We start from the raw sequence: 17,544 nt of genomic DNA on the forward strand, positions 1-17,544 counted from the left end.
AGGTTCATCATGAGCATTATCTCCACGAAGTATCTGCTTCAGGACGCGCAGGCCAGAGGCTATGCGGTACCGGCTTTTAATATCCACAATGCCGAAACCATCCAGGCGATTCTTGAAGTGTGCAAAGAGATGCATTCCCCGGTGATCCTTGCCGGCACGCCGGGCACCTTTAAACATATCGCTTTCGAAGAGATTTACGCACTGTGTCACGCCTATTCCGAAAGCTACGGCATACCGCTAGCGCTGCACCTCGATCATCACGAAAGCCTGGCGGACATCAGCCGCAAAGTTAACGCAGGCGTGCGCAGCGCCATGATTGACGGCAGCCATTTCCCCTTTGCTGACAACGTGAAGCTGGTGAGATCCGTGGTCGAGTTTTGCCACCGCAACGACTGCAGCGTCGAGGCCGAACTAGGCCGGCTCGGCGGCGTGGAAGACGACATGGATGTGGATGAAGAAAGCGCTTTTCTGACCGATCCGCAGGAAGCCCGCCGCTTTGTTGAGCTCACCGGCGTCGATAGCCTGGCGGTTGCCATTGGCACCGCACACGGCCTGTATACCAAACGCCCGAAAATAGACTTCAAACGGCTGGGTGAGATCCGCGACGTCGTCAGCGTCCCGCTGGTGCTGCACGGCGCGAGTGACGTGCCTGACGAGTTTGTACGCCGCGCCATCGAGCTTGGGGTCTGCAAAGTGAATGTCGCGACGGAATTAAAAATCGCCTTCGCCGCCGCGGTGAAAGAATGGTTTGGCGCTAACCCGGAAGGCAACGACCCACGCTTTTACATGCGCGTCGGCATGGACGCGATGAAAGAAGTGGTGCGTAGCAAAGTCGCTGTATGCGGCTCGGCGAATAAGTTGCTGCCGGAATCAGAAGCGGCGCTTTAACTCTCTGGTGTAAGGACATCTGATGAAGACAATAATAAAAAGCTCCCTGCTTATTATGTTCATGAGCAACGCAGCGCTGGCGGCTCAGTACCAGTTGGAAAACACCAACCTTGCCGTCTCTTTCGACGATTCCGGCTCGGCGGTGGTAGTGCAAGACCGGCTATCCGACCACAAACTGGCGCCCATCGAGCTGTTTTTCCTGACGCTGCCGGACGAAAAAGTTATCCATACCGCCGACTTTAAACTCAAAAACGTCAGCAAAACCGCAGACGCCATTCAGATTGATTACGAGCGAGACGACTTCTCGGTCAATGTTACCCTGAAGCTGCTGAAGGGCAAGTATGCGGCGGTGGACTATACGCTGCAGGCAAAAGGCCAGCCTCGTGATGTCACAAAGATCACCTTCTTCCCGACCAAAGGCCAGGCTCAGGCACCTTATGTCAACGGCGCCATCAACAGTTCCCCCATCGTGGCAGACAGTTTCTATATGCTGCCGCAAAAACCGATCGTGAATACCTACGCCTACGAAACCACCACCAACCTGAACGTTGAGCTCAAAACACCGATTAAAACCGACGCCCCGGTGACCTATACGGTCTACTTCGGCACGTTTGAAGCAACAGACCAGCTTCGCCGTAGCTTTAATGAATTTATCAACGCCATGCGCCCGCGCCCTTACCAGCCTTACCTGCACTACAACAGCTGGATGGACATCGGTTTCTTTACGCCCTACACCGAGAAGGACGTGCTGACCCGCATGGATGAATACGCTAGCGAACTGATAATCAAGCGGGGCGTGAAGCTCGACGGCTTCCTGCTGGATGACGGCTGGGACGATTTGACCGGGAAATGGCTGTTTAGTCCGGCGTTTAAGCATGGCTTTGGTGTTATCAAAGAAAAAGCGGACAGTTTGCATACTTCCGTGGGGCTGTGGCTCTCACCGTGGGGTGGCTACAACAAACCACGCGACGTGCGCGTTTCACACGCCAAAGAGAACGGCTTTGAAACCGTGGATGGCAAATTTGCCCTCTCAGGCCCCAACTACTTCCACAATTTTAATCAGCAAATTATCGGGCTTATCAAAAACGAACATATCACCTCGTTTAAGCTCGACGGTATGGGCAACGCCAACTCGTACATCAAAGGCAGCCTCTACGCCTCTGACTTTGATGCCTCCATTGAGTTAATCAAAAACATGCGGGCCGCCAACAAAGATCTGTTTATCAACCTGACGACCGGTACCAACGCCAGCCCGTCCTGGCTGTTCTACGCCGACTCCATCTGGCGCCAGGGCGATGACATCAACGTTTATGGCAAAGGTTCGCCGGTGCAGCAGTGGATAACCTATCGCGACGCGGAAACCTATCGCTCCATCGTGCGTAAAGGCCCACTTTTCCCGATTAACTCACTGATGTACCACGGCATTGTCAGCGCGGAACATGCCTACTTTGGGCTGGAGAAAGTCCAAACGGACCAGGATTTTGCCGATCAGGCCTGGAGCTACTTCGCCACCGGCACGCAATTGCAGGAGCTGTACATCACGCCGTCAATGCTGAACAACGCCAAATGGGACACGCTTGCCGACGCGGCGAAATGGTCACGGGCGAACAGCAACGTGCTGGTCGATAGCCACTGGGTTGGCGGCGACCCGACGCTGCTTGAGGTTTACGGCTGGGCATCGTGGAGTAAAGAGAAAGCAATATTGGGCCTGCGTAACCCGTCGGATAAATCACAAAGCTACTATCTCGACCTGAGCAAAAGCTTTGAAGTGCCGAACGGCGAGGCCACGCGCTTTACGCTGAAGCAAATTTACGGCAAGAACGAGACCGTAACCAACGACTACAGTAAGCCGCTGGTTGTGACGCTGAAACCGCTGGAAACGCTGGTGATTGAGGCCACTCCGGTCAACTAAACGAGGATGGAGCGTAGAAGGCTCGTTCTTTCTACGCTTCTTAACAGCGTTTCACCTACCTGATGTTAGCGCAGCAACCCGCCTTTTATCTTCGGCAATCAGGATAATGCCAAAATGCTCTTTATCAGGGTGCGTGCTCCAGATTTTTTCTTCCGGAATGCTTACACCATCGTATGCGGCCTTCGTACCGTCAAAGGGATAGAATCGTCCATCATCTGAATCCAGAATAAAAACCGCAAGTTGAGTGGAGTTTCTGGCTATTTTCTGCCAAAGCGCCTTGCCCCCGGCATAGTGAATATTATCGCTCATTAAAATCACGCCACACTTGAGCACCAGCGCCTCATATAGCTGTGTGGCTAAGCCAGCTTCCTGGAGCGGCTTCTCGACGCAAACGCCTTCAACCTGCAGAACGCTTTGATCCTCCCAAAAACGATCTACTGAAATAACGTTGTCACCAATCGTTTTTTGATTTTTGAGCTCAAGCATGGCGACGACAGCGTGCCGGCGATCTTTTTCATTTCCTTCAGGCTCGGCCTTAATGATTGCAGCCCTCGGGGTCGACCTGTCAAAAATGATAAGGAAATGCTGACCTGCAAACGTCAGTTCTTCAATCACCTCGAACGAGCGTTTTATCGACGCCGTGCTATAGGAAAAAGGCATCACAACCATATTCGAATCTCCTGGTATCAATACCGGCATAAACTTTAACTCCCTTAAAGTCATTCAGTCATGCATAAATTAACACCAGGGAGTTCGTTTTTTAAACGCTAACCGCGTTGCGATATGAAAACCAGGAGCCGGCTCGAGAAAACTATTTCTCGCTGTTTTCTAACGCATATTTGTACAAGGCATTCTTTTTCACCCCGTGAATTTCTGCGGCAAGCGCTGCAGCCTTTTTCAGCGGTAACTCCGTCTGCAGCAACGCCAGCGTTCGCAGCGCTTCGGCGGGGAGTTCATCATCGCTTTGGACTTTAAAGCCCTCAACAATCAGCACCATTTCGCCTTTGCGGCGGTTTTCATCTTCCTTCACCCATGCCAGCAGCTCGCCTACGGGCGCGCCGTGAATCGACTCCCAGGTTTTGGTCAACTCGCGCGCCAGCACTACGTAGCGGGATTCGCCCAGCACCGTGCAGATATCATCGAGACTGTCGAGCAGGCGGTGGGTGGATTCATAGAAAATCAGCGTTCTCGGTTCCTGTTCAATCGCCTTCAGCGCGTCGCGACGGCCTTTGGATTTTGCAGGCAGAAAACCTTCATAGCAAAAGCGGTCAGACGGCAAGCCAGCTGCGCTGAGTGCAGCAATAGCGGCGCAAGGGCCAGGCAACGGCACGACGCGAATCCCCGCTTCGCGGCAGGTGCGCACGAGGTGGTAGCCAGGGTCGTTAATCAGCGGCGTACCGGCATCGGACACCAGCGCAATGCTTTGGCCTTCCTGCAGCTTCGCCAATAGCGTTTCAGATTTTTGTTGCTCATTGTGATCGTGAAGTGCGAAGAGTCGCGCATTAATCGCAAAATGCTGCAGCAAAAGTCCGGTATGACGGGTATCTTCTGCGGCAATCAGATCAACGCTTTGCAACACTGAGAGGGCCCGCTGGGTGATATCCCCGAGGTTGCCGATAGGCGTCGGGACGATGTAAAGCGTACTGGCTGAAATCGCCGCCGTTTCGTGTTGTTTCATTGTTTCATCCGTATTGCCGATTTAATATTGTACATTGGGAAATAAAACCACTGGATACAGAATGCTACCCTCAACCTTGAATCGTTCAAAAGCCGGGCGCTGCCTGCCTGTGTTGCTCGCGGCGCTGATTTTTGCCGGCTGTTCAACCCAGGCGCCAGATCAGTCCGCCACGCTGCTGCAGGGCGACACCACCGCCGGGTCCGCTTATTATCTGCAGCAAATGCAGCAAAGTGCAGATGATAGCAAGACCAACTGGCAATTACTCGCCATTCGTTCCCTGCTAAAGGAAGGCAAACCTCAGCAGGCTGTGGCGTTGTATAACCAACTGCCGCAGCAGCTCAACGATGCTCAAGTGCGTGAACAACAGCTGCTGGTGCCGGAAGTGAAGATTGCGCAGAAAGATTTCAGCGCCGCCTCTGCCCTGCTGGAAAAGATTGACCCGAGCGCACTCGACAAGGGCCAACAGAGCCGTTATTACCAGGCTGTGATTGACGCTTCTCAGGGACGCCCGTCTTTAGCGCTGCTACGCGCGTACATTGCTCAGGAACCGTTGCTGAAAGGCGATGCACATCAAAAGAACATTGATGGCACCTGGCAGGTTCTGTCGCAGTTCTCCCCAGAGCAAATGAACAGCCTGGTGATTAACGCCGACGAAAATACCCTGCAGGGTTGGCTGGACCTGCAGCACGTCTGGAGCGATAACCGTAACGATCCTAACATGCTGAAAGCCGGGATTCAGGACTGGCAAACGCGCTACCCGAATAATCCGGGTTCAAAAACGCTGCCGACTCAGTTGGTGAATGTTCAAAACTTCAAACCGGCCTCAACAGGTAAAATCGCTCTCCTGCTGCCGCTCAACGGCCAGGCTGCGGTGTTTGGCCGCGCGATTGAGCAAGGGTTTGAAGCGGCGAAAAACAACGGCGTCGCGCCGGTTGCAGCCGTTCAGCCTGCCGCCCAGCCCGGAGATCCTAATGCGCAACCACAGGCTGCGCCGCCTCAAGAAGTGCCTCAGCCGCAAGCGACCCAGGCCCCCGCAGATCCTAATGCTGCAGTGAGCCCGGCAAGTGCGTCCGTCAGCGATTTAACAGACCAGAAGGCACAGGCCGCAACGCCGCAAACCGCAGCCCCAGCAACGCCGTCTGCCCAGCCAGACGCACAAACCGCGCCATCTGTTGCCGCGAACCCTTCGGCAGACATTAAGATTTACGACACCAGCAGCCAGCCGCTCTCTCAGGTTCTGGCTCAGGCGCAGCAGGACGGCGCCACGCTTGTCGTTGGTCCGCTGCTAAAAAACAATGTTGACCAGTTGGCCAGCACCAACAGCCCGTTAAATATTCTGGCGCTTAACCAGCCTGAAAACGTGCAGAATCGCCCTAACATCTGCTATTTCGCACTTTCTCCAGAAGACGAAGCCCGTGACGCCGCGGATCACATCTGGCAGCAAAGCCACCGCAATCCGCTGATGCTGATCCCTTCTAACGCCTTAGGCGACCGAGTGGCGAAAGCCTTTGCCACCGAATGGCAGAAACTCGGCGGCGGTCTGGTACTGCAGCAGAAATTTGGTTCAGTGAGCGACCTGAAACGCGGGATTAACAGCGGCTCCGGCATCGCCCTGACCGGCACCCCGGTAAGTACGCCGTCCAATACGCCGCCAGGCGTTACCATTGGCGGACTGACTATTCCGGCAGCACCTACGGATGCGCAAATTACCGCAGGCAGCAGCGGCAACGTAGACGCGGTCTACATCATTGCGACCTCCGAAGAAGTGGCGCTGATCAAACCGATGATTGCGATGCGCACCGGCAGCCGCGGCAGCGCTCAGCTGTATGCCAGCTCGCGCAGCTCGCAGGGCGTGAACGGCCCGGACTACCGACTGGAAATGGAAGGCCTGCAGTTTAGCGAAATCCCGATGCTTTCCGGCGGTAATCCACAGCTGATGCAGCAGGCCTTAAGCAGCGTCAATAATGACTACTCGCTGGCGCGTCTGTATGCCATGGGCGTTGATGCCTGGACGCTGGCAAGCCACTTCTCGCAGATACGCCAGGTGCCGGGTTATCAGGTAAACGGCAACACCGGGCAGCTGACCGCCAGCCAGGACTGCGTCATTAACAGGAAGTTAAATTGGCTGCAATTCAGTCAGGGCCAGATCGTTCCGGTATCCTGAACCGCAAGCAACGCGGCGCGCGCTATGAACAGCAGGCGCGTCGTTATCTTGAGCGCGAGGGAATGCGCTTTGTGGCCGCGAACGTGCATGTTCGCGGCGGCGAAATCGACCTTATTATGCAACAGCAGCAGGTTATCGTTTTTGTGGAAGTGCGTTTTAGGCGTAACGATAAGTTCGGCGGAGCCGCTGCCAGCGTGACGCGCAGCAAGCAGCTGCGCCTGCTGCATGCCGCTCAGGTTTGGCTTAGCGGCAAAGGTCAAAGTTTTGATACTGTAGATTGCCGTTTCGATGTGTTAGCTTTCACCGGCAATGAAATAGCGTGGCTGACCAACGCGTTTGCCGCCGATATCTAAAAAACTCCAGGTAGAATCAACGTGCTCGAAAGAATCAAAGTCTGCTTCACGGAAAGTATTCAAACTCAGATTGCCGCAGCGGAAGCCCTGCCGGACGCCATCTCCCGTGCAGCGATGACGCTGGTTCAGTCTTTACTGAACGGCAACAAAATCCTCTGTTGTGGCAATGGCACCTCCGCCGCCAACGCACAGCATTTTGCTGCCAGCATGATCAACCGTTTTGAAACAGAGCGCCCTAGTTTACCGGCCATTGCACTTAATGCAGATAATGTGGTCTTAACCGCGATCGCTAACGACCGTCTGCATGAAGAAGTTTATGCCAAACAGGTTCGTGCGCTGGGCCACGCCGGGGACGTTTTGCTGGCGATTTCCACCCGAGGCAATAGCCGTGATATTGTCAAAGCGGTTGAGGCCGCTGTCACCCGCGACATGACCATCGTCGCGCTGACGGGCTATGACGGCGGCGAACTGGCAGGACTGTTGGGGCCACAGGATGTTGAAATCCGAATCCCTTCTCATCGCAGCGCCCGCATCCAGGAGATGCATATGCTGACGGTGAACTGTTTATGCGATCTGATCGACAATACGCTATTTCCCCACCAGGATGGCTAATAGCTAATTTTGAGAAAGGAGAAGGAATGAACATGAAGGCCATTACGCCAGTCGCAGTTCTTATTTCCGCGCTGTTGCTGCAGGGCTGCGTCGGTGCCGTTGTTGTGGGAAGCGCCGCCGTAGCGACAAAAACTGCGACAGACCCACGCACAGTCGGGACGCAGGTTGATGACGGCACGCTTGAATTACGCGTGAACAGCGCGCTCAACAAGGATGAGCAGATCAAGAAAGAAGCGCGTATTAACGTGACGGCTTACCAGGGCAAAGTGCTGCTGGCTGGTCAGTCTCCTAACCCAGACCTCGCCTCTCGTGCGAAGCAAATTGCGTTGGGCGTAGACGGCGCAACCGAAGTCTATAACGAGATTCGAATTATGGCTCCGGTCGGCCTGGGTGTCGCATCGAGCGATACGTGGATCACCACAAAAGTTCGATCTCAGTTGCTCACCAGCGACCAGGTAAAATCGTCTAACGTGAAAGTCACCACCGAGAATGGCGAGGTATTTCTGCTCGGCCTGGTAACCGAACGTGAAGGTAAAGCCGCGGCGGATATTGCCAGCCGGGTTAGCGGCGTGAAGCACGTCACCACCGCGTTCACGATCCTGAAATAACGGCCCCTCACCCTAACCCTCTCCACACAAGGGAGAGGGGATAACACCAGCCAGTCGATTGAATTTCCGCCAGTTTTCATTCTGGCGAAGTAAACGTTGCCCACAGAATTCTCCCTCTCCCTTCCTGGATGAGGGGCAACTGTGATTACAGCTTACTCAGGCACTCCATCGCCACGGCTTTAAAACTGTCAAAATCCTTACTCTCGCGCAGCCGAACCATCGCTCGCTCACGCAGGAAGGTCACAAACAGGTCGTAAATCGCCATCGCCTCTTCGTATTCGCTTTTGCTAATCGCCAGCAGGAAGATCACGTACGCCGTCTCATCCCCCCAGCTAATACCGTGCGGCGCCAGCACGGTGTAAACCACCGTTTTTTTCGCCAGCAGGCCCAGCGAGTGCGGCAGCGCAATGCCTTCGCCCAGCATGGTGCTGACAATGGCCTCGCGCTCCACCACCGACGGGTGAAAGTCTGCATCAACCACGCCTTCCAGCTCCAGCTGCTCGCAGAGCGTCAGGAACAACTGCTGCTGAGTCATAGGTTGATCGATAATGCGGAAATGGCTGGCATCGAAGAATTTCTCCAGCATGTAAGGCCTTGTTCTGTCCACCAGCACCAGCTTACCAAGCTGCTCGAGCTGATAATCCGTCGGGAACGGCGCCATCACCACCACCGGCTTTTCTTTCTCATTTATGCGCGCCGTGCTGATTACAAAGTCCTCATCCACGGTTTCAAGCTGCTCATAATCGCGCAGAGAGATAATGTTGGTCACTTCCACCTGCGGATATTTACGCAGCAGCATGGCCTGCAGCATACGCACCGTCGAATTCCCTGTATCGCAAACCAGCAGCACGCGAGGATGGCGCTGGTAGCCAATGTTGTAATGACGCTCCAGACCCACACCGATGTGCAACACCAGAAAACCAATTTCGTTTTCGCTGATAGCGTAAGGGGTATATTTTCCCCAGCTTGAGACCGCCGCCAGCGTCATGTCGTAAGCCAACGGGTAATGCTGTTTGATGTTAGCCAGCAGAGGATTCGGGATGTTTATCTGGTAGCGCACCCGGGTGATCATTGTCTTGATATGGGTCAGCAGGTCGGCGTGCAGCTGCTCGTCGCTGAGAAGATTGTAGTTATAGTGGGTATTGATGTAGCGCAGAATGTAGTTAACCAGCGCCTCATCATCGTCGGCGCTGATCGCGCTCGGCGCCACTTCCTGCACCTGCCGCGAAGCGATGTGCACCTGCAGCCACTGCTCTTCAGCTTCGGAAAGCGGCTTCCCCGCCAGTTGCTGAAGAAGAGCGGCAATCTGTCTGGCTGCCTCTTTCACCTGGACATCAACGCTATCCGCCGTAAATTCCGGTAGCGGATAGCCTTCGCTGATGCGACGAACCGCTACCGAACAATAGAGGCGAATAAACTGCTCGCCTTCATCGGTCAGGCGGATGTGGCAACGGGTAAAACAATCGTGCAGCGAACCGGCGAGCAACTCCGGGACACCCGCGTTCAGCGCTTCTTCCGTCAATAACGGATTTTCGCTGTCCTCTAAGGTTAACTGCCACAGCAGGTCAGTCAGGCAGGCGCGTATAGCCGTTTCGCTGCCGAACAGCTTCATGCCGTGGCGCGGGCGTGTCTCAATGGTCAGATGATAGCGGTTAAACCACTCCCGTACTTCGGCCATATCGCTTTGCAGCGTGGCCCGGCTGACAAACCACTCTTCGGCCAGATCTTCCAGCTTCAGTGAAAACGCCGCCGTCAAAAAACGCACCACAAGGTAATGCACGCGTTCTGGCGAAGTACGAGGAATACGAAGCTGACGCGGACGATGCTGCACCAGCTCGCCGTAACGCTCAGTATCCTCGATATTCAGTTGATAGCCCGCACCGCGGGTAAGCGTAAACTGAGCCCCGAAGCCTGACATCAGCGCATTAAGCGCCGTGATATCGGCCCGAACCGTACGAGTAGAAACGGACAAACGCCGCGCCAGTTCATCCTGGGGCAGCGTTTCGTTTTGCAGCATCTCAAAAAGCTGAGCCAGCCGTTGATTGGGGAATCTCACTACCGCTTCCTTTGGTTATCGGGGCGTTTAAGCGCCCCGTCCTGCTTTACTTAAACGGGGTGAAGACCATCTGTGACGGGCTTCCCACCGCCGTATAATCCTCGATAAAAGTTAATTTACCGCTGCCCGGGGCCACGCTAAAACGAGTAATGTTGTCGCTGCGCTGGTTCAGGGCATAAAGATGTTTGCCGGTATTATCCAGCGTCAGGCCTCGTGGATAGTCGCCTCTGGTCCAGATGTCGTCCTGATGCGTAAGCTCGCCGTTAGCGCCCACGCTAAAATGCGCGATGCTGTTATGCAGGCGGTTGGCCACATACAGTTGCTTGCCGTCGTGGCTGAGCACCAGGCCCGCGGCAAAGCTTGTGCCCTTATAGCCTTTTGGCAGGGAAGAAATCGTCTTTCCTTCTGTCAGCGTGCCTTTCTCACGGTCGAGCTTGTAATGGGTAAGCGTAGAAGCTTCTTCGTTAATCAACCACAGGCTCGCGCCGTCTGCGGCAAAGACAAAATGGCGTGGCCCCGCGCCTTTTGAAGAGGCGGCGATAAACGGCGGATCGTTTGGCTCCAGCACGCCTTTGCTTTGATCGAAGCGATACTGGTAGATCCGATCCAGGCCAAGATCGGTGGAGAAGACAAACTTGCCGCTCGGATCGGCGGCAATCATATGGGCATGCGGGCCGTTATGGTCGCTGGCAGCAAAGCTACCTTCTACCGCAGCTTCTGGTTTTGCCGCGCCCGGCTCACCACTGTCCTGATGCTTGTCGCTGGCTTCCTGCAGGCTACCGTCTGCATTAATCGGCAATACGGCGATTGAACCGCTCACATAGTTAGCCACCAGCAGGTGCTTACCCTGCGGCGTCAGGGACAGATAGACCGGGCCAGCGCCCCCGGAAGAAACCTGATTCAGTTCGGTCACACTTCCGTTATCACCCACACGCAATGCCGATACCACGCCTTTCTCGGCTTCGCTGGCTACGTATAGCGTTTTTCCATCCGGCGACGCGGTGAGCTGTGCGGCATTCGGCAGCGAGCTGACCAGCGTTTTCTCGCTAAGCGCGCCGGTTTTGGCGTCAACCTGGAAGCGGTAAAGCCCTTCGCCGTTGGGGTTGTAGGTGCCAACCCAGGCATAGTGGCTTTGCGCCGCGCTGTTGCCGGCGGCGAGTAAGGCAAATGAAGCAACAAGCAGAGTGCGTGCAGACATGCGTTTGTCCTCGAAGTGTGGTTGATGAGGATTATACCCTCACCCTAACCCTCTCCCTAAAAGGGAGAGGGGATCTTTCTTTTTCACATCAGTCCTTCTCTCTCCCTAAAAGGGAATTTTCACATCAGTCTTTCTCCCTGGAAGGCAGAGGGGATTTTTCTTTTTCGCATCAATGTTTCTCTCTCCCTCGAAGAAGAACCGGCCTTTCTTTTCCCCCTCTCCCCTTTGGGGAGAGGGCCGGGGTGAGGGGAAACAGCGAGCACTTTACCCCACCAGCTTCTTCGTCATCGCCAACAGAGTGGCAACATCCGCCGGGCGCGTATTGCCGCTGGCCTTGTCGATAATTGAGCTGTAAATATGAGGAATCACTTTGCTGACGCCGGCATCCAGCGCAATCTTCAGGATCTCCTCGTAGTTCTCAAGATCGATACCGCCTGTCGGCTCCAGCCAGAAATCATGCTTCGCACAGGCTTCCGCTACCGCCTGGTACTCTTCACGGCAGTCCAGCCCGCCCATCGGGAAATATTTGATTGAGCTGCCGCCCATATCCTTCAGCAGCGCAATCGCTGTTTCGACGGATACGATGCCGTCCGGCGCGCCAGAGCTTAACGGGCCGGTGGAGATTTTTACCCTCCCGACGGTGCCGGTCGGCGAAACCAGGCCGTTAACTACGCTGTCAGTCTGGCCCAGCAGCGCGCGGCTGGTGCCCACGCCGGTAAACACCTGATTGACGTGCTGGGGCTGAATCTGGCCGGAGATTTCGCTCACCATGGCAGATTGATTGGGATCGCCTGCACCAAGGCCAACGGACAGCGCGTTGTCGATCAGCGCCGCATAATCACGCATGTCGGCGACCGCGCTTGCTACATCCGGGTAGTTTTTGGATAACACGCCAACCAGCACGTGGCCTTCCGCCGCCTGGTAAATCTCTTTGGCGTTTTCTTTGGAGCCAGCCAGGACGTTCAGGCACACGCGATCGCGGTAAAAATTCGGGGTCAGTTTCATGCTTATTTCTCCTTGCTTACCAGCGCTTTGATGCAGCGGTAAATAATCTCCAGCTGTGCCGCGCTTACGCTGCGCACATCCGCTTCAATAATGCCTTCGTTGGCCTTGTAGCCACGGAAGTAGATGGCGTATTCGCCCTGCTTCAGCTTACCGACCAGCTCGCCGGTGCTGATGCCAACGGTCGCTTCATCGAACTTGATTTCGCTGCGGGCGATATCGCGGCCAGCGGCGTCCCACACCACGCGCGCGGTCACGCCATTCAGCGTGTTCAGGCTGTCGATAAACGGCGTCATTTTGGCGACCATTTCGGCCCCACTCTCTTTGGCTGCGCTCAGGTAATGTTCAATCGCGCAGGTCAGACCGAGAATGCCTTCTTTGCCGACTTTCATCGCACGTCCGATACCGCCAGTTTGCAGCTTAATCCACTCGACGTACTGCTCTTTGCCGATCACCAGCCCGCTGGTTGGGCCTTCAATAGCTTTCGCCCCGCTGTAAATCACCAGGTCTGCCCCGGCGCGGTAGTAGCACTGCAAATCTTCTTCCGCCGCAGCGTCAACAATCAGCGGCAGATTGTGCTTACGCGCCACGACAACGGCCTGCTCAACGCTGAGCATGCTTTTTTGCACCGAATGGTGGGATTTGATGTACAGAATGGCCGCCGTGCGCGGAGAAATAGCTGCGGCCAGCTGGTCCGCCGAACATTCGTTGGCGTAGCCCGCTTCAACGATTTTGCCGCCGCCCAGGTTCACCATCGTGCCGACCGGCGCGCCGAAGTTAACGTTGTGGCCCTTCGGCAGCACGATCTCGTTGTTCTCCAGTGGGGCCGCATGTAGGTTCTCGATCAGCCATTGATTGTCTTTAACCAGCACCGCAGCTACGGACTGGGCAATACCGGCAGAAGCGCAGGACACCACGGTCGCCGCTTCAACATCGAGCAGTCCGGCAATGTAGGCGCCGGTCTTGTTGACCAGATCCTTCATTTCGAAGTAGTGATTCATGCCGGTGGTGACCGCATCCACCACTTCCGGGCGAGGCGTAGACACACCAAGAGCGGTCATGCGGCCAGATGCGTTAATCACCTGTTTTAAATTGTATTTTTCATAGATCGAAGACATGTTCAGCTTTCCCTTGTTCGGTAGTAAACCATTTCCCGGCGCGCACTGCGGCCAGCGCCACCAGCGCCTGGTCACCCGTCAGCGTTTGCTGCTCTGCGTCGGTAAATACCGTTGGCTGGCGGCGCAGTTCAAAGACGGTCAGATCGCCATCCAGCCCCACGGCCAGGCGGCCTTTATTTTTCAGACGTAATCCATCCGCAGCGTGCGCGGTCACACAGTCGATCACCTGAAGCAATGACAGGCCAATGGAGAGGAATTTCGACATCACTGCGCCGAGTGAATGCACCGGGCCGCTGATGCGGTTGCGGCAGTAGATGTCCGAGCTGATGCTGTGCGGCAGAATACCCTGCTGGATAGCGACACGCGCCACGTCAAAACTAAAGCTGGCGGTGCCGTGCCCGACATCCAGGCGCACCCCACGTTGGATAGCCTGCGCCACGGAGGCTCGCAGTTGCCCGGCCGGATTGAGAATGCGGTTCGGCTTGCCGTTGTAGCAGTGGGTGATGATATCGCCGCTGGTCAGCAGCTCAGCCACTTCATCGAGATCCGGCGGGTTATTGCCGATATGCACCATCAGCGGCAAATCACCGTTTTCTTTCTGGATAGCCTTGGCGCGCACCAGCGGCGTAATGCCGTTGTCACCTACTACGCTGCTGCTCATGCGCGCTTTTAAGCCCACGATAAAGTCCGGGTGGCGCTTCACCGCGCCGCGCACGGCGTCAGCGTCAATATTCGCCATATTGGACAGTTCGTTTTGGGCAATCAGGCCCACGCGGGAGATGTTCAGCAGCGCATAAACTTCGGTCGCTGCGCTGCGGGTGATTTGATAGAAATCGTCGACGTCATCGGCCCCGGTGCTTCCGGCATCAACGACGGTTGTCACGCCGGTATGAATCCCTACGCTGTCAGGTTCGTCATGGTAAATAGGGGACTTGGGGTAACAGTGAACGTGGGAGTCAATCCAGCCGGCGCTGACGTAGTATTCGCCGTTCAGCTGGCGCTCTTCAGTTGCCTCGCCGGTTATTTTGCCTAAGGCGGCAATTTTGCCGTCCTTCAGGGCGATATCGATTACGGTATCGTCCACCAGCCGCGCCTGGCGCAGGATCAGGTCAAACATATCTTTCTCCTTAACTGGCGGGCGAGCCACAGCCCGTCCGCCCTGGAAATACTGCTTACAACGCTACCGGGAAAATGGAACCTAAAATCATTGCGCCCAGGATCGCCCCGCCGGTAATCGGTTTGCCCCAGAGGTAAAACAGCAGAGAGCCGATCAACGAGCCGATGCCGATGGGAATCGAAGCCGTCATGGCGCTGAGGATAATCAACGGCCCAAGGAAGCGGCCGGAGGCGTTACCAGCGCCCATCATGACGTCCGCCCCGTAGGTCGAGTCGCTCTGATTGATGGTGAACTTACGTGCCAGGATGATGATGTAGCCAATGGCGAGACCAATCACCAGGCCAGTCACCAGCGATGCGGCAAAGTTTGCCACCGGGAAGACAAAGCCCGCGCCCAGCAGCAGCGCCGGAACGCCGAGGCCTACGCCGGTTTGAATCGCCCCACCGATATCCAGGATCCCGACCAGAGAGCCTTCGATGATGCGGGCAAACAGGAAGCTGGCGCCAAACGCCGCCACCGCGCCGTAAACGCCGGTATCAATCCCGGACTTCAGCATCGCCACGAAGGCGACTTCGTTAAACGCGCCGATGCCGTACAGGTAGTACATGTGTGTCCCGGCAAACACGCCGGAGGAGAGCAGGCCGACAAAGATCGGGAATGACCAGTCCGCGTACCAAAAGCCTTTATTCTGTTCCATGCGTTATCCCCTTATTTGCCGCTCAGCGAGTTATGCAGCAGATCCAGCCAGTTCGGCACGGTCATGTGGAAAGACTCAATCATCTTCATGTCGAACCCGCGGAAGAAGGCGCTCAGCACAAACAGGGCCACGATAGCCGTCATCATCACTTTGGTGACACGGTGCCAGCCGCTTTCTTCAACGCCTTTACCGATCAGGATACCCAGCACCAGGCCCGGCACGGCGTTGCCCATGATCAGCTGCGCTGCGCCGCCGAAAATGGTTGCCCAGAAGCCGGATTTTTTGCCCGCGTCGATAGCCGCCAGCCAGAAAATAACCGGCATCACGGTGTTCACCAGCAGGTTAGCCGCAGGGACCAGCACTTTGACTGCCGTGACCTGAAGTGCCGCCGGCACCGCAGAGGCCGTAGAGTTCAGGAACGCCACCACGATCATGCCGATGATGCCGCAGGCGATAGCCATTTTTTTCGGGTCGTGGAGGGTTTCCGCCACGTTACGGTTCTTCACCATCAGAGCAGCCGCGCCCCAGTTAGGGATGATGCGGTGGTCAACGTCCTGGGTGAATGCCCCCGCCGCGACGGAAGATGCCCAGGCGTTAAAGAAGAAGCCAAGCCCAAAGGAGAAGTGAGAAGCCGGATCCCCTTCACAGGAGTTCAGCTCGCCGAGTGTACGAAATGCGCCCATGCCCTGGGAGGTCGGCGCATGGAACATACGCGCGGCCCCGGCACCAACGCCCACACCGACGAGGCCGCCGATAATGAGTGATTTGAATAATATGATTAAGAACATGAGTCTGCCCTTGTTAGTGTTATTTTATTGTGCGACGAAATCCACCTCATCGAGGTTAAGAGCCGTCACGTTGACGGAAACATCCAGCTCCACGCTGTAGCTCCGCCTTTCCCGGCGCAGGAAGAAGAACAGAAAAGCTTCTTTGCGCACCCTGACCTGCGCCTGAACAACCTGCACGTCCTGTGGCTCAATGCGCAGAAGAATGTGGTTGGTGGATTTAAGCACCGTGCCCTGAACGTGATTCAGGGCGTCGGAAAAGGCTTTGGCTTTGGTATCGCCGCGCCCGCTAACTCGCACCGTGGTAGCGAATTTTTCTTTCATACTTAACTGCCGTACTTCTTGTTCCACGCCTGTACCAGGCGCTCACCCAGCTCTTCTTTGTCCATAAAGCCAAAGCCAAGCACGTTGTTGCCTTCGTTAATCGCCGTCACGCCTTCATCAACGGAGCGCATGCCGTACTTAGCTTTGTAGCCGTGTTTGGTTTGTGCGGTGATAGCACCTGCGCCGCCGCTGCCGCAGAAGGAGATACCAAAGGTGGCATTCTCCGCTTTCATCACGTCGCCCAGCTTCATGTCGGCGGCGACGCCTGGAATAACCACGGCGCGACCGCCCGCTTTTTCGATCCCTGCTGCAACTTTCTGGCCTTTGCCCAGACGGTCACCAATGACTACGGTAATTTGTTCCATTGTTTTCTCCTGATTATTCAAAGATTGTCTTTCGCCACTTCGAAATGCACTGACAGCAACCACGCTTCTTCTACCGGCAGATTTCCGAACTGATCGACCACCGCCTGCGCCATTTCCATCGACCCCGCGGAGATCTCCTCGAACAAGCTCTCTTCCACTTCTGGTAACGGCTCTCCGGTCAGAGAGCGATGAATCATCGCCTTCACGTGAGAGGCCAGCATTTGTTCCTGTACCCCGTTAGGCGTGATGTGCTTACTTTTGAACAGCGCGTCAATAAAACCCTGAATACGCGCCGTTAACTCCTCGGCTTCATTAACCATTACCGCTCCGTTATTCACCTTGGGTACCTCGTTAACTAATCTGTTTTTTAAGCTACCTGGCGGGGGGAAAGGTTTGTAGCGAGTTGTTTTCCACTTCGAAGTGGAAATCGCGGCGGCAATAGTGATCTGTTCCACATAAAGAGCCGGAATAGCGCTTTTCCGCTGGCTTACCGTGAATTGGCTCACATAACCGGGTGATAAAAGGCCGTTTTTCCAGCGGCGCTTTTTGTTTGAAAGTGTGATGAAAGGACCGTTTTAGCGCCATCATTGGCGTTGCTTATGATGGATACGTTCGTGGCGCAACGGTAAATCCTGCTGCTTATTGCGGCTCATCAGTGCCGTCTGGT

The 17,544-nt window shown here is 55.5% G+C and carries 18 protein-coding genes; 6 read left to right on the plus strand and 12 right to left on the minus strand.

Going from position 1 to position 17,544, the window contains the following annotated elements; translation table 11 throughout:
- Nucleotides 1-9 precede the first annotated feature (9 nt).
- The gene (kbaY, locus tag A936_RS00875) at nt 10-888 is read left to right on the plus strand and encodes a tagatose-bisphosphate aldolase subunit KbaY (RefSeq protein ID WP_008453662.1); all 879 of its coding nucleotides are present in this window, start codon (nt 10-12) and stop codon (nt 886-888) included.
- 22 nt (nt 889-910) lie between these two features.
- Entirely contained in the window at nt 911-2,800 is a 1,890-nt protein-coding gene (locus A936_RS00880) for an alpha-galactosidase (protein ID WP_008453665.1), read from the plus strand.
- A 51-nt stretch (nt 2,801-2,851) separates the two neighbouring features.
- Here A936_RS00880 and A936_RS00885 read toward each other — a convergent pair whose 3' ends face one another.
- Together A936_RS00885 and rsmI are read right to left on the minus strand one after the other, a co-directional pair.
- The gene (locus tag A936_RS00885; RefSeq protein ID WP_008453667.1) at nt 2,852-3,469 is read right to left on the minus strand and encodes a hypothetical protein; all 618 of its coding nucleotides are present in this window, start codon (nt 3,467-3,469) and stop codon (nt 2,852-2,854) included.
- A gap of 142 nt (nt 3,470-3,611) precedes the next feature.
- Nucleotides 3,612-4,478, minus strand: a complete 867-nt coding sequence (gene rsmI / locus A936_RS00890) for a 16S rRNA (cytidine(1402)-2'-O)-methyltransferase (RefSeq protein WP_008453669.1) — start codon at nt 4,476-4,478, stop codon at nt 3,612-3,614.
- Between the two features lie 61 nt (nt 4,479-4,539).
- On the opposite strand from rsmI, the gene A936_RS00895 reads away from it, so the two are divergent.
- From A936_RS00895 to dolP, 4 genes are read left to right on the plus strand one after another with little or no spacing between them, the layout of a single operon-like run.
- Nucleotides 4,540-6,642, plus strand: coding sequence for a penicillin-binding protein activator (locus A936_RS00895; RefSeq protein WP_008453671.1), 2,103 nt, complete (start codon nt 4,540-4,542; stop codon nt 6,640-6,642).
- Entirely contained in the window at nt 6,600-6,995 is a 396-nt protein-coding gene (locus A936_RS00900) for a YraN family protein (protein WP_008453674.1), read from the plus strand. The genes A936_RS00895 and A936_RS00900 overlap by 43 nt, the downstream gene beginning before the upstream one ends.
- A 21-nt stretch (nt 6,996-7,016) precedes the next feature.
- The gene (gene diaA / locus A936_RS00905; RefSeq protein WP_008453676.1) at nt 7,017-7,607 is read left to right on the plus strand and encodes a DnaA initiator-associating protein DiaA; all 591 of its coding nucleotides are present in this window, start codon (nt 7,017-7,019) and stop codon (nt 7,605-7,607) included.
- A gap of 32 nt (nt 7,608-7,639) precedes the next feature.
- On the plus strand, nt 7,640-8,215 hold the full coding sequence (dolP, locus tag A936_RS00910) for a division/outer membrane stress-associated lipid-binding lipoprotein (protein WP_008453679.1): 576 nt from the start codon (nt 7,640-7,642) through the stop codon (nt 8,213-8,215).
- Between the two features lie 145 nt (nt 8,216-8,360).
- On the opposite strand, the gene A936_RS00915 is transcribed toward dolP, so the two are convergent.
- The 10 genes from A936_RS00915 to A936_RS00960 form a co-directional block, all read right to left on the minus strand.
- The gene (locus tag A936_RS00915; RefSeq protein ID WP_008453681.1) at nt 8,361-10,271 is read right to left on the minus strand and encodes a BglG family transcription antiterminator; all 1,911 of its coding nucleotides are present in this window, start codon (nt 10,269-10,271) and stop codon (nt 8,361-8,363) included.
- Between the two features lie 46 nt (nt 10,272-10,317).
- Nucleotides 10,318-11,469 (minus strand): lactonase family protein, encoded by a 1,152-nt coding sequence (locus A936_RS00920; protein WP_008453683.1) that lies wholly within the window; start codon nt 11,467-11,469, stop codon nt 10,318-10,320.
- Between the two features lie 264 nt (nt 11,470-11,733).
- Nucleotides 11,734-12,474: a 2-dehydro-3-deoxy-phosphogluconate aldolase gene (dagF, locus tag A936_RS00925; RefSeq protein ID WP_008453685.1), complete on the minus strand. Its 741-nt coding sequence runs from the start codon at nt 12,472-12,474 to the stop codon at nt 11,734-11,736.
- A 2-nt stretch (nt 12,475-12,476) separates the two neighbouring features.
- Nucleotides 12,477-13,589 (minus strand): DgaE family pyridoxal phosphate-dependent ammonia lyase, encoded by a 1,113-nt coding sequence (locus tag A936_RS00930; protein WP_008453687.1) that lies wholly within the window; start codon nt 13,587-13,589, stop codon nt 12,477-12,479.
- A complete protein-coding gene (locus tag A936_RS00935; RefSeq protein WP_008453688.1) occupies nt 13,573-14,706 on the minus strand; it encodes an amidohydrolase/deacetylase family metallohydrolase in 1,134 nt (377 codons plus the stop codon). The genes A936_RS00930 and A936_RS00935 overlap by 17 nt, the downstream gene beginning before the upstream one ends.
- A 55-nt stretch (nt 14,707-14,761) precedes the next feature.
- On the minus strand, nt 14,762-15,403 hold the full coding sequence (locus A936_RS00940; protein WP_008453690.1) for a DUF4310 family protein: 642 nt from the start codon (nt 15,401-15,403) through the stop codon (nt 14,762-14,764).
- A gap of 11 nt (nt 15,404-15,414) precedes the next feature.
- On the minus strand, nt 15,415-16,191 hold the full coding sequence (locus A936_RS00945; protein WP_008453692.1) for a DUF4311 domain-containing protein: 777 nt from the start codon (nt 16,189-16,191) through the stop codon (nt 15,415-15,417).
- Between the two features lie 24 nt (nt 16,192-16,215).
- Entirely contained in the window at nt 16,216-16,512 is a 297-nt protein-coding gene (locus A936_RS00950; RefSeq protein WP_008453694.1) for a DUF4312 family protein, read from the minus strand.
- 2 nt (nt 16,513-16,514) lie between these two features.
- Nucleotides 16,515-16,877, minus strand: a complete 363-nt coding sequence (locus A936_RS00955) for an SFCGS family glycine-rich protein (RefSeq protein ID WP_008453696.1) — start codon at nt 16,875-16,877, stop codon at nt 16,515-16,517.
- 17 nt (nt 16,878-16,894) lie between these two features.
- On the minus strand, nt 16,895-17,197 hold the full coding sequence (locus A936_RS00960; RefSeq protein WP_008453698.1) for a glycine dehydrogenase: 303 nt from the start codon (nt 17,195-17,197) through the stop codon (nt 16,895-16,897).
- Nucleotides 17,198-17,544: the final 347 nt, after the last annotated feature.

It is taken from the genome of Enterobacter sp. Ag1 (assembly GCA_000277545.1).
In the GTDB taxonomy this organism is placed as follows: domain Bacteria; phylum Pseudomonadota; class Gammaproteobacteria; order Enterobacterales; family Enterobacteriaceae; genus Cedecea.

What these genes read in the sequence shown, in the direction of transcription:
- A936_RS00880 (WP_008453665.1), top strand. Translation starts at nt 911, where the DNA reads ATGAAGACAATAATAAAAAGCTCCCTGCTTATTATGTTCATGAGCAAC.
- A936_RS00950 (WP_008453694.1), bottom strand. Translation starts at nt 16,512, where the DNA reads ATGAAAGAAAAATTCGCTACCACGGTGCGAGTTAGCGGGCGCGGCGAT.
- kbaY (WP_008453662.1), top strand. Translation starts at nt 10, where the DNA reads ATGAGCATTATCTCCACGAAGTATCTGCTTCAGGACGCGCAGGCCAGA.
- A936_RS00935 (WP_008453688.1), bottom strand. Translation starts at nt 14,706, where the DNA reads ATGTTTGACCTGATCCTGCGCCAGGCGCGGCTGGTGGACGATACCGTA.
- A936_RS00955 (WP_008453696.1), bottom strand. Translation starts at nt 16,877, where the DNA reads ATGGAACAAATTACCGTAGTCATTGGTGACCGTCTGGGCAAAGGCCAG.
- dolP (WP_008453679.1), top strand. Translation starts at nt 7,640, where the DNA reads ATGAAGGCCATTACGCCAGTCGCAGTTCTTATTTCCGCGCTGTTGCTG.
- A936_RS00945 (WP_008453692.1), bottom strand. Translation starts at nt 16,191, where the DNA reads ATGTTCTTAATCATATTATTCAAATCACTCATTATCGGCGGCCTCGTC.
- A936_RS00895 (WP_008453671.1), top strand. Translation starts at nt 4,540, where the DNA reads ATGCTACCCTCAACCTTGAATCGTTCAAAAGCCGGGCGCTGCCTGCCT.
- A936_RS00920 (WP_008453683.1), bottom strand. Translation starts at nt 11,469, where the DNA reads ATGTCTGCACGCACTCTGCTTGTTGCTTCATTTGCCTTACTCGCCGCC.
- A936_RS00930 (WP_008453687.1), bottom strand. Translation starts at nt 13,589, where the DNA reads ATGTCTTCGATCTATGAAAAATACAATTTAAAACAGGTGATTAACGCA.
- A936_RS00940 (WP_008453690.1), bottom strand. Translation starts at nt 15,403, where the DNA reads ATGGAACAGAATAAAGGCTTTTGGTACGCGGACTGGTCATTCCCGATC.
- dagF (WP_008453685.1), bottom strand. Translation starts at nt 12,474, where the DNA reads ATGAAACTGACCCCGAATTTTTACCGCGATCGCGTGTGCCTGAACGTC.
- A936_RS00885 (WP_008453667.1), bottom strand. Translation starts at nt 3,469, where the DNA reads ATGGTTGTGATGCCTTTTTCCTATAGCACGGCGTCGATAAAACGCTCG.
- A936_RS00960 (WP_008453698.1), bottom strand. Translation starts at nt 17,197, where the DNA reads ATGGTTAATGAAGCCGAGGAGTTAACGGCGCGTATTCAGGGTTTTATT.
- rsmI (WP_008453669.1), bottom strand. Translation starts at nt 4,478, where the DNA reads ATGAAACAACACGAAACGGCGGCGATTTCAGCCAGTACGCTTTACATC.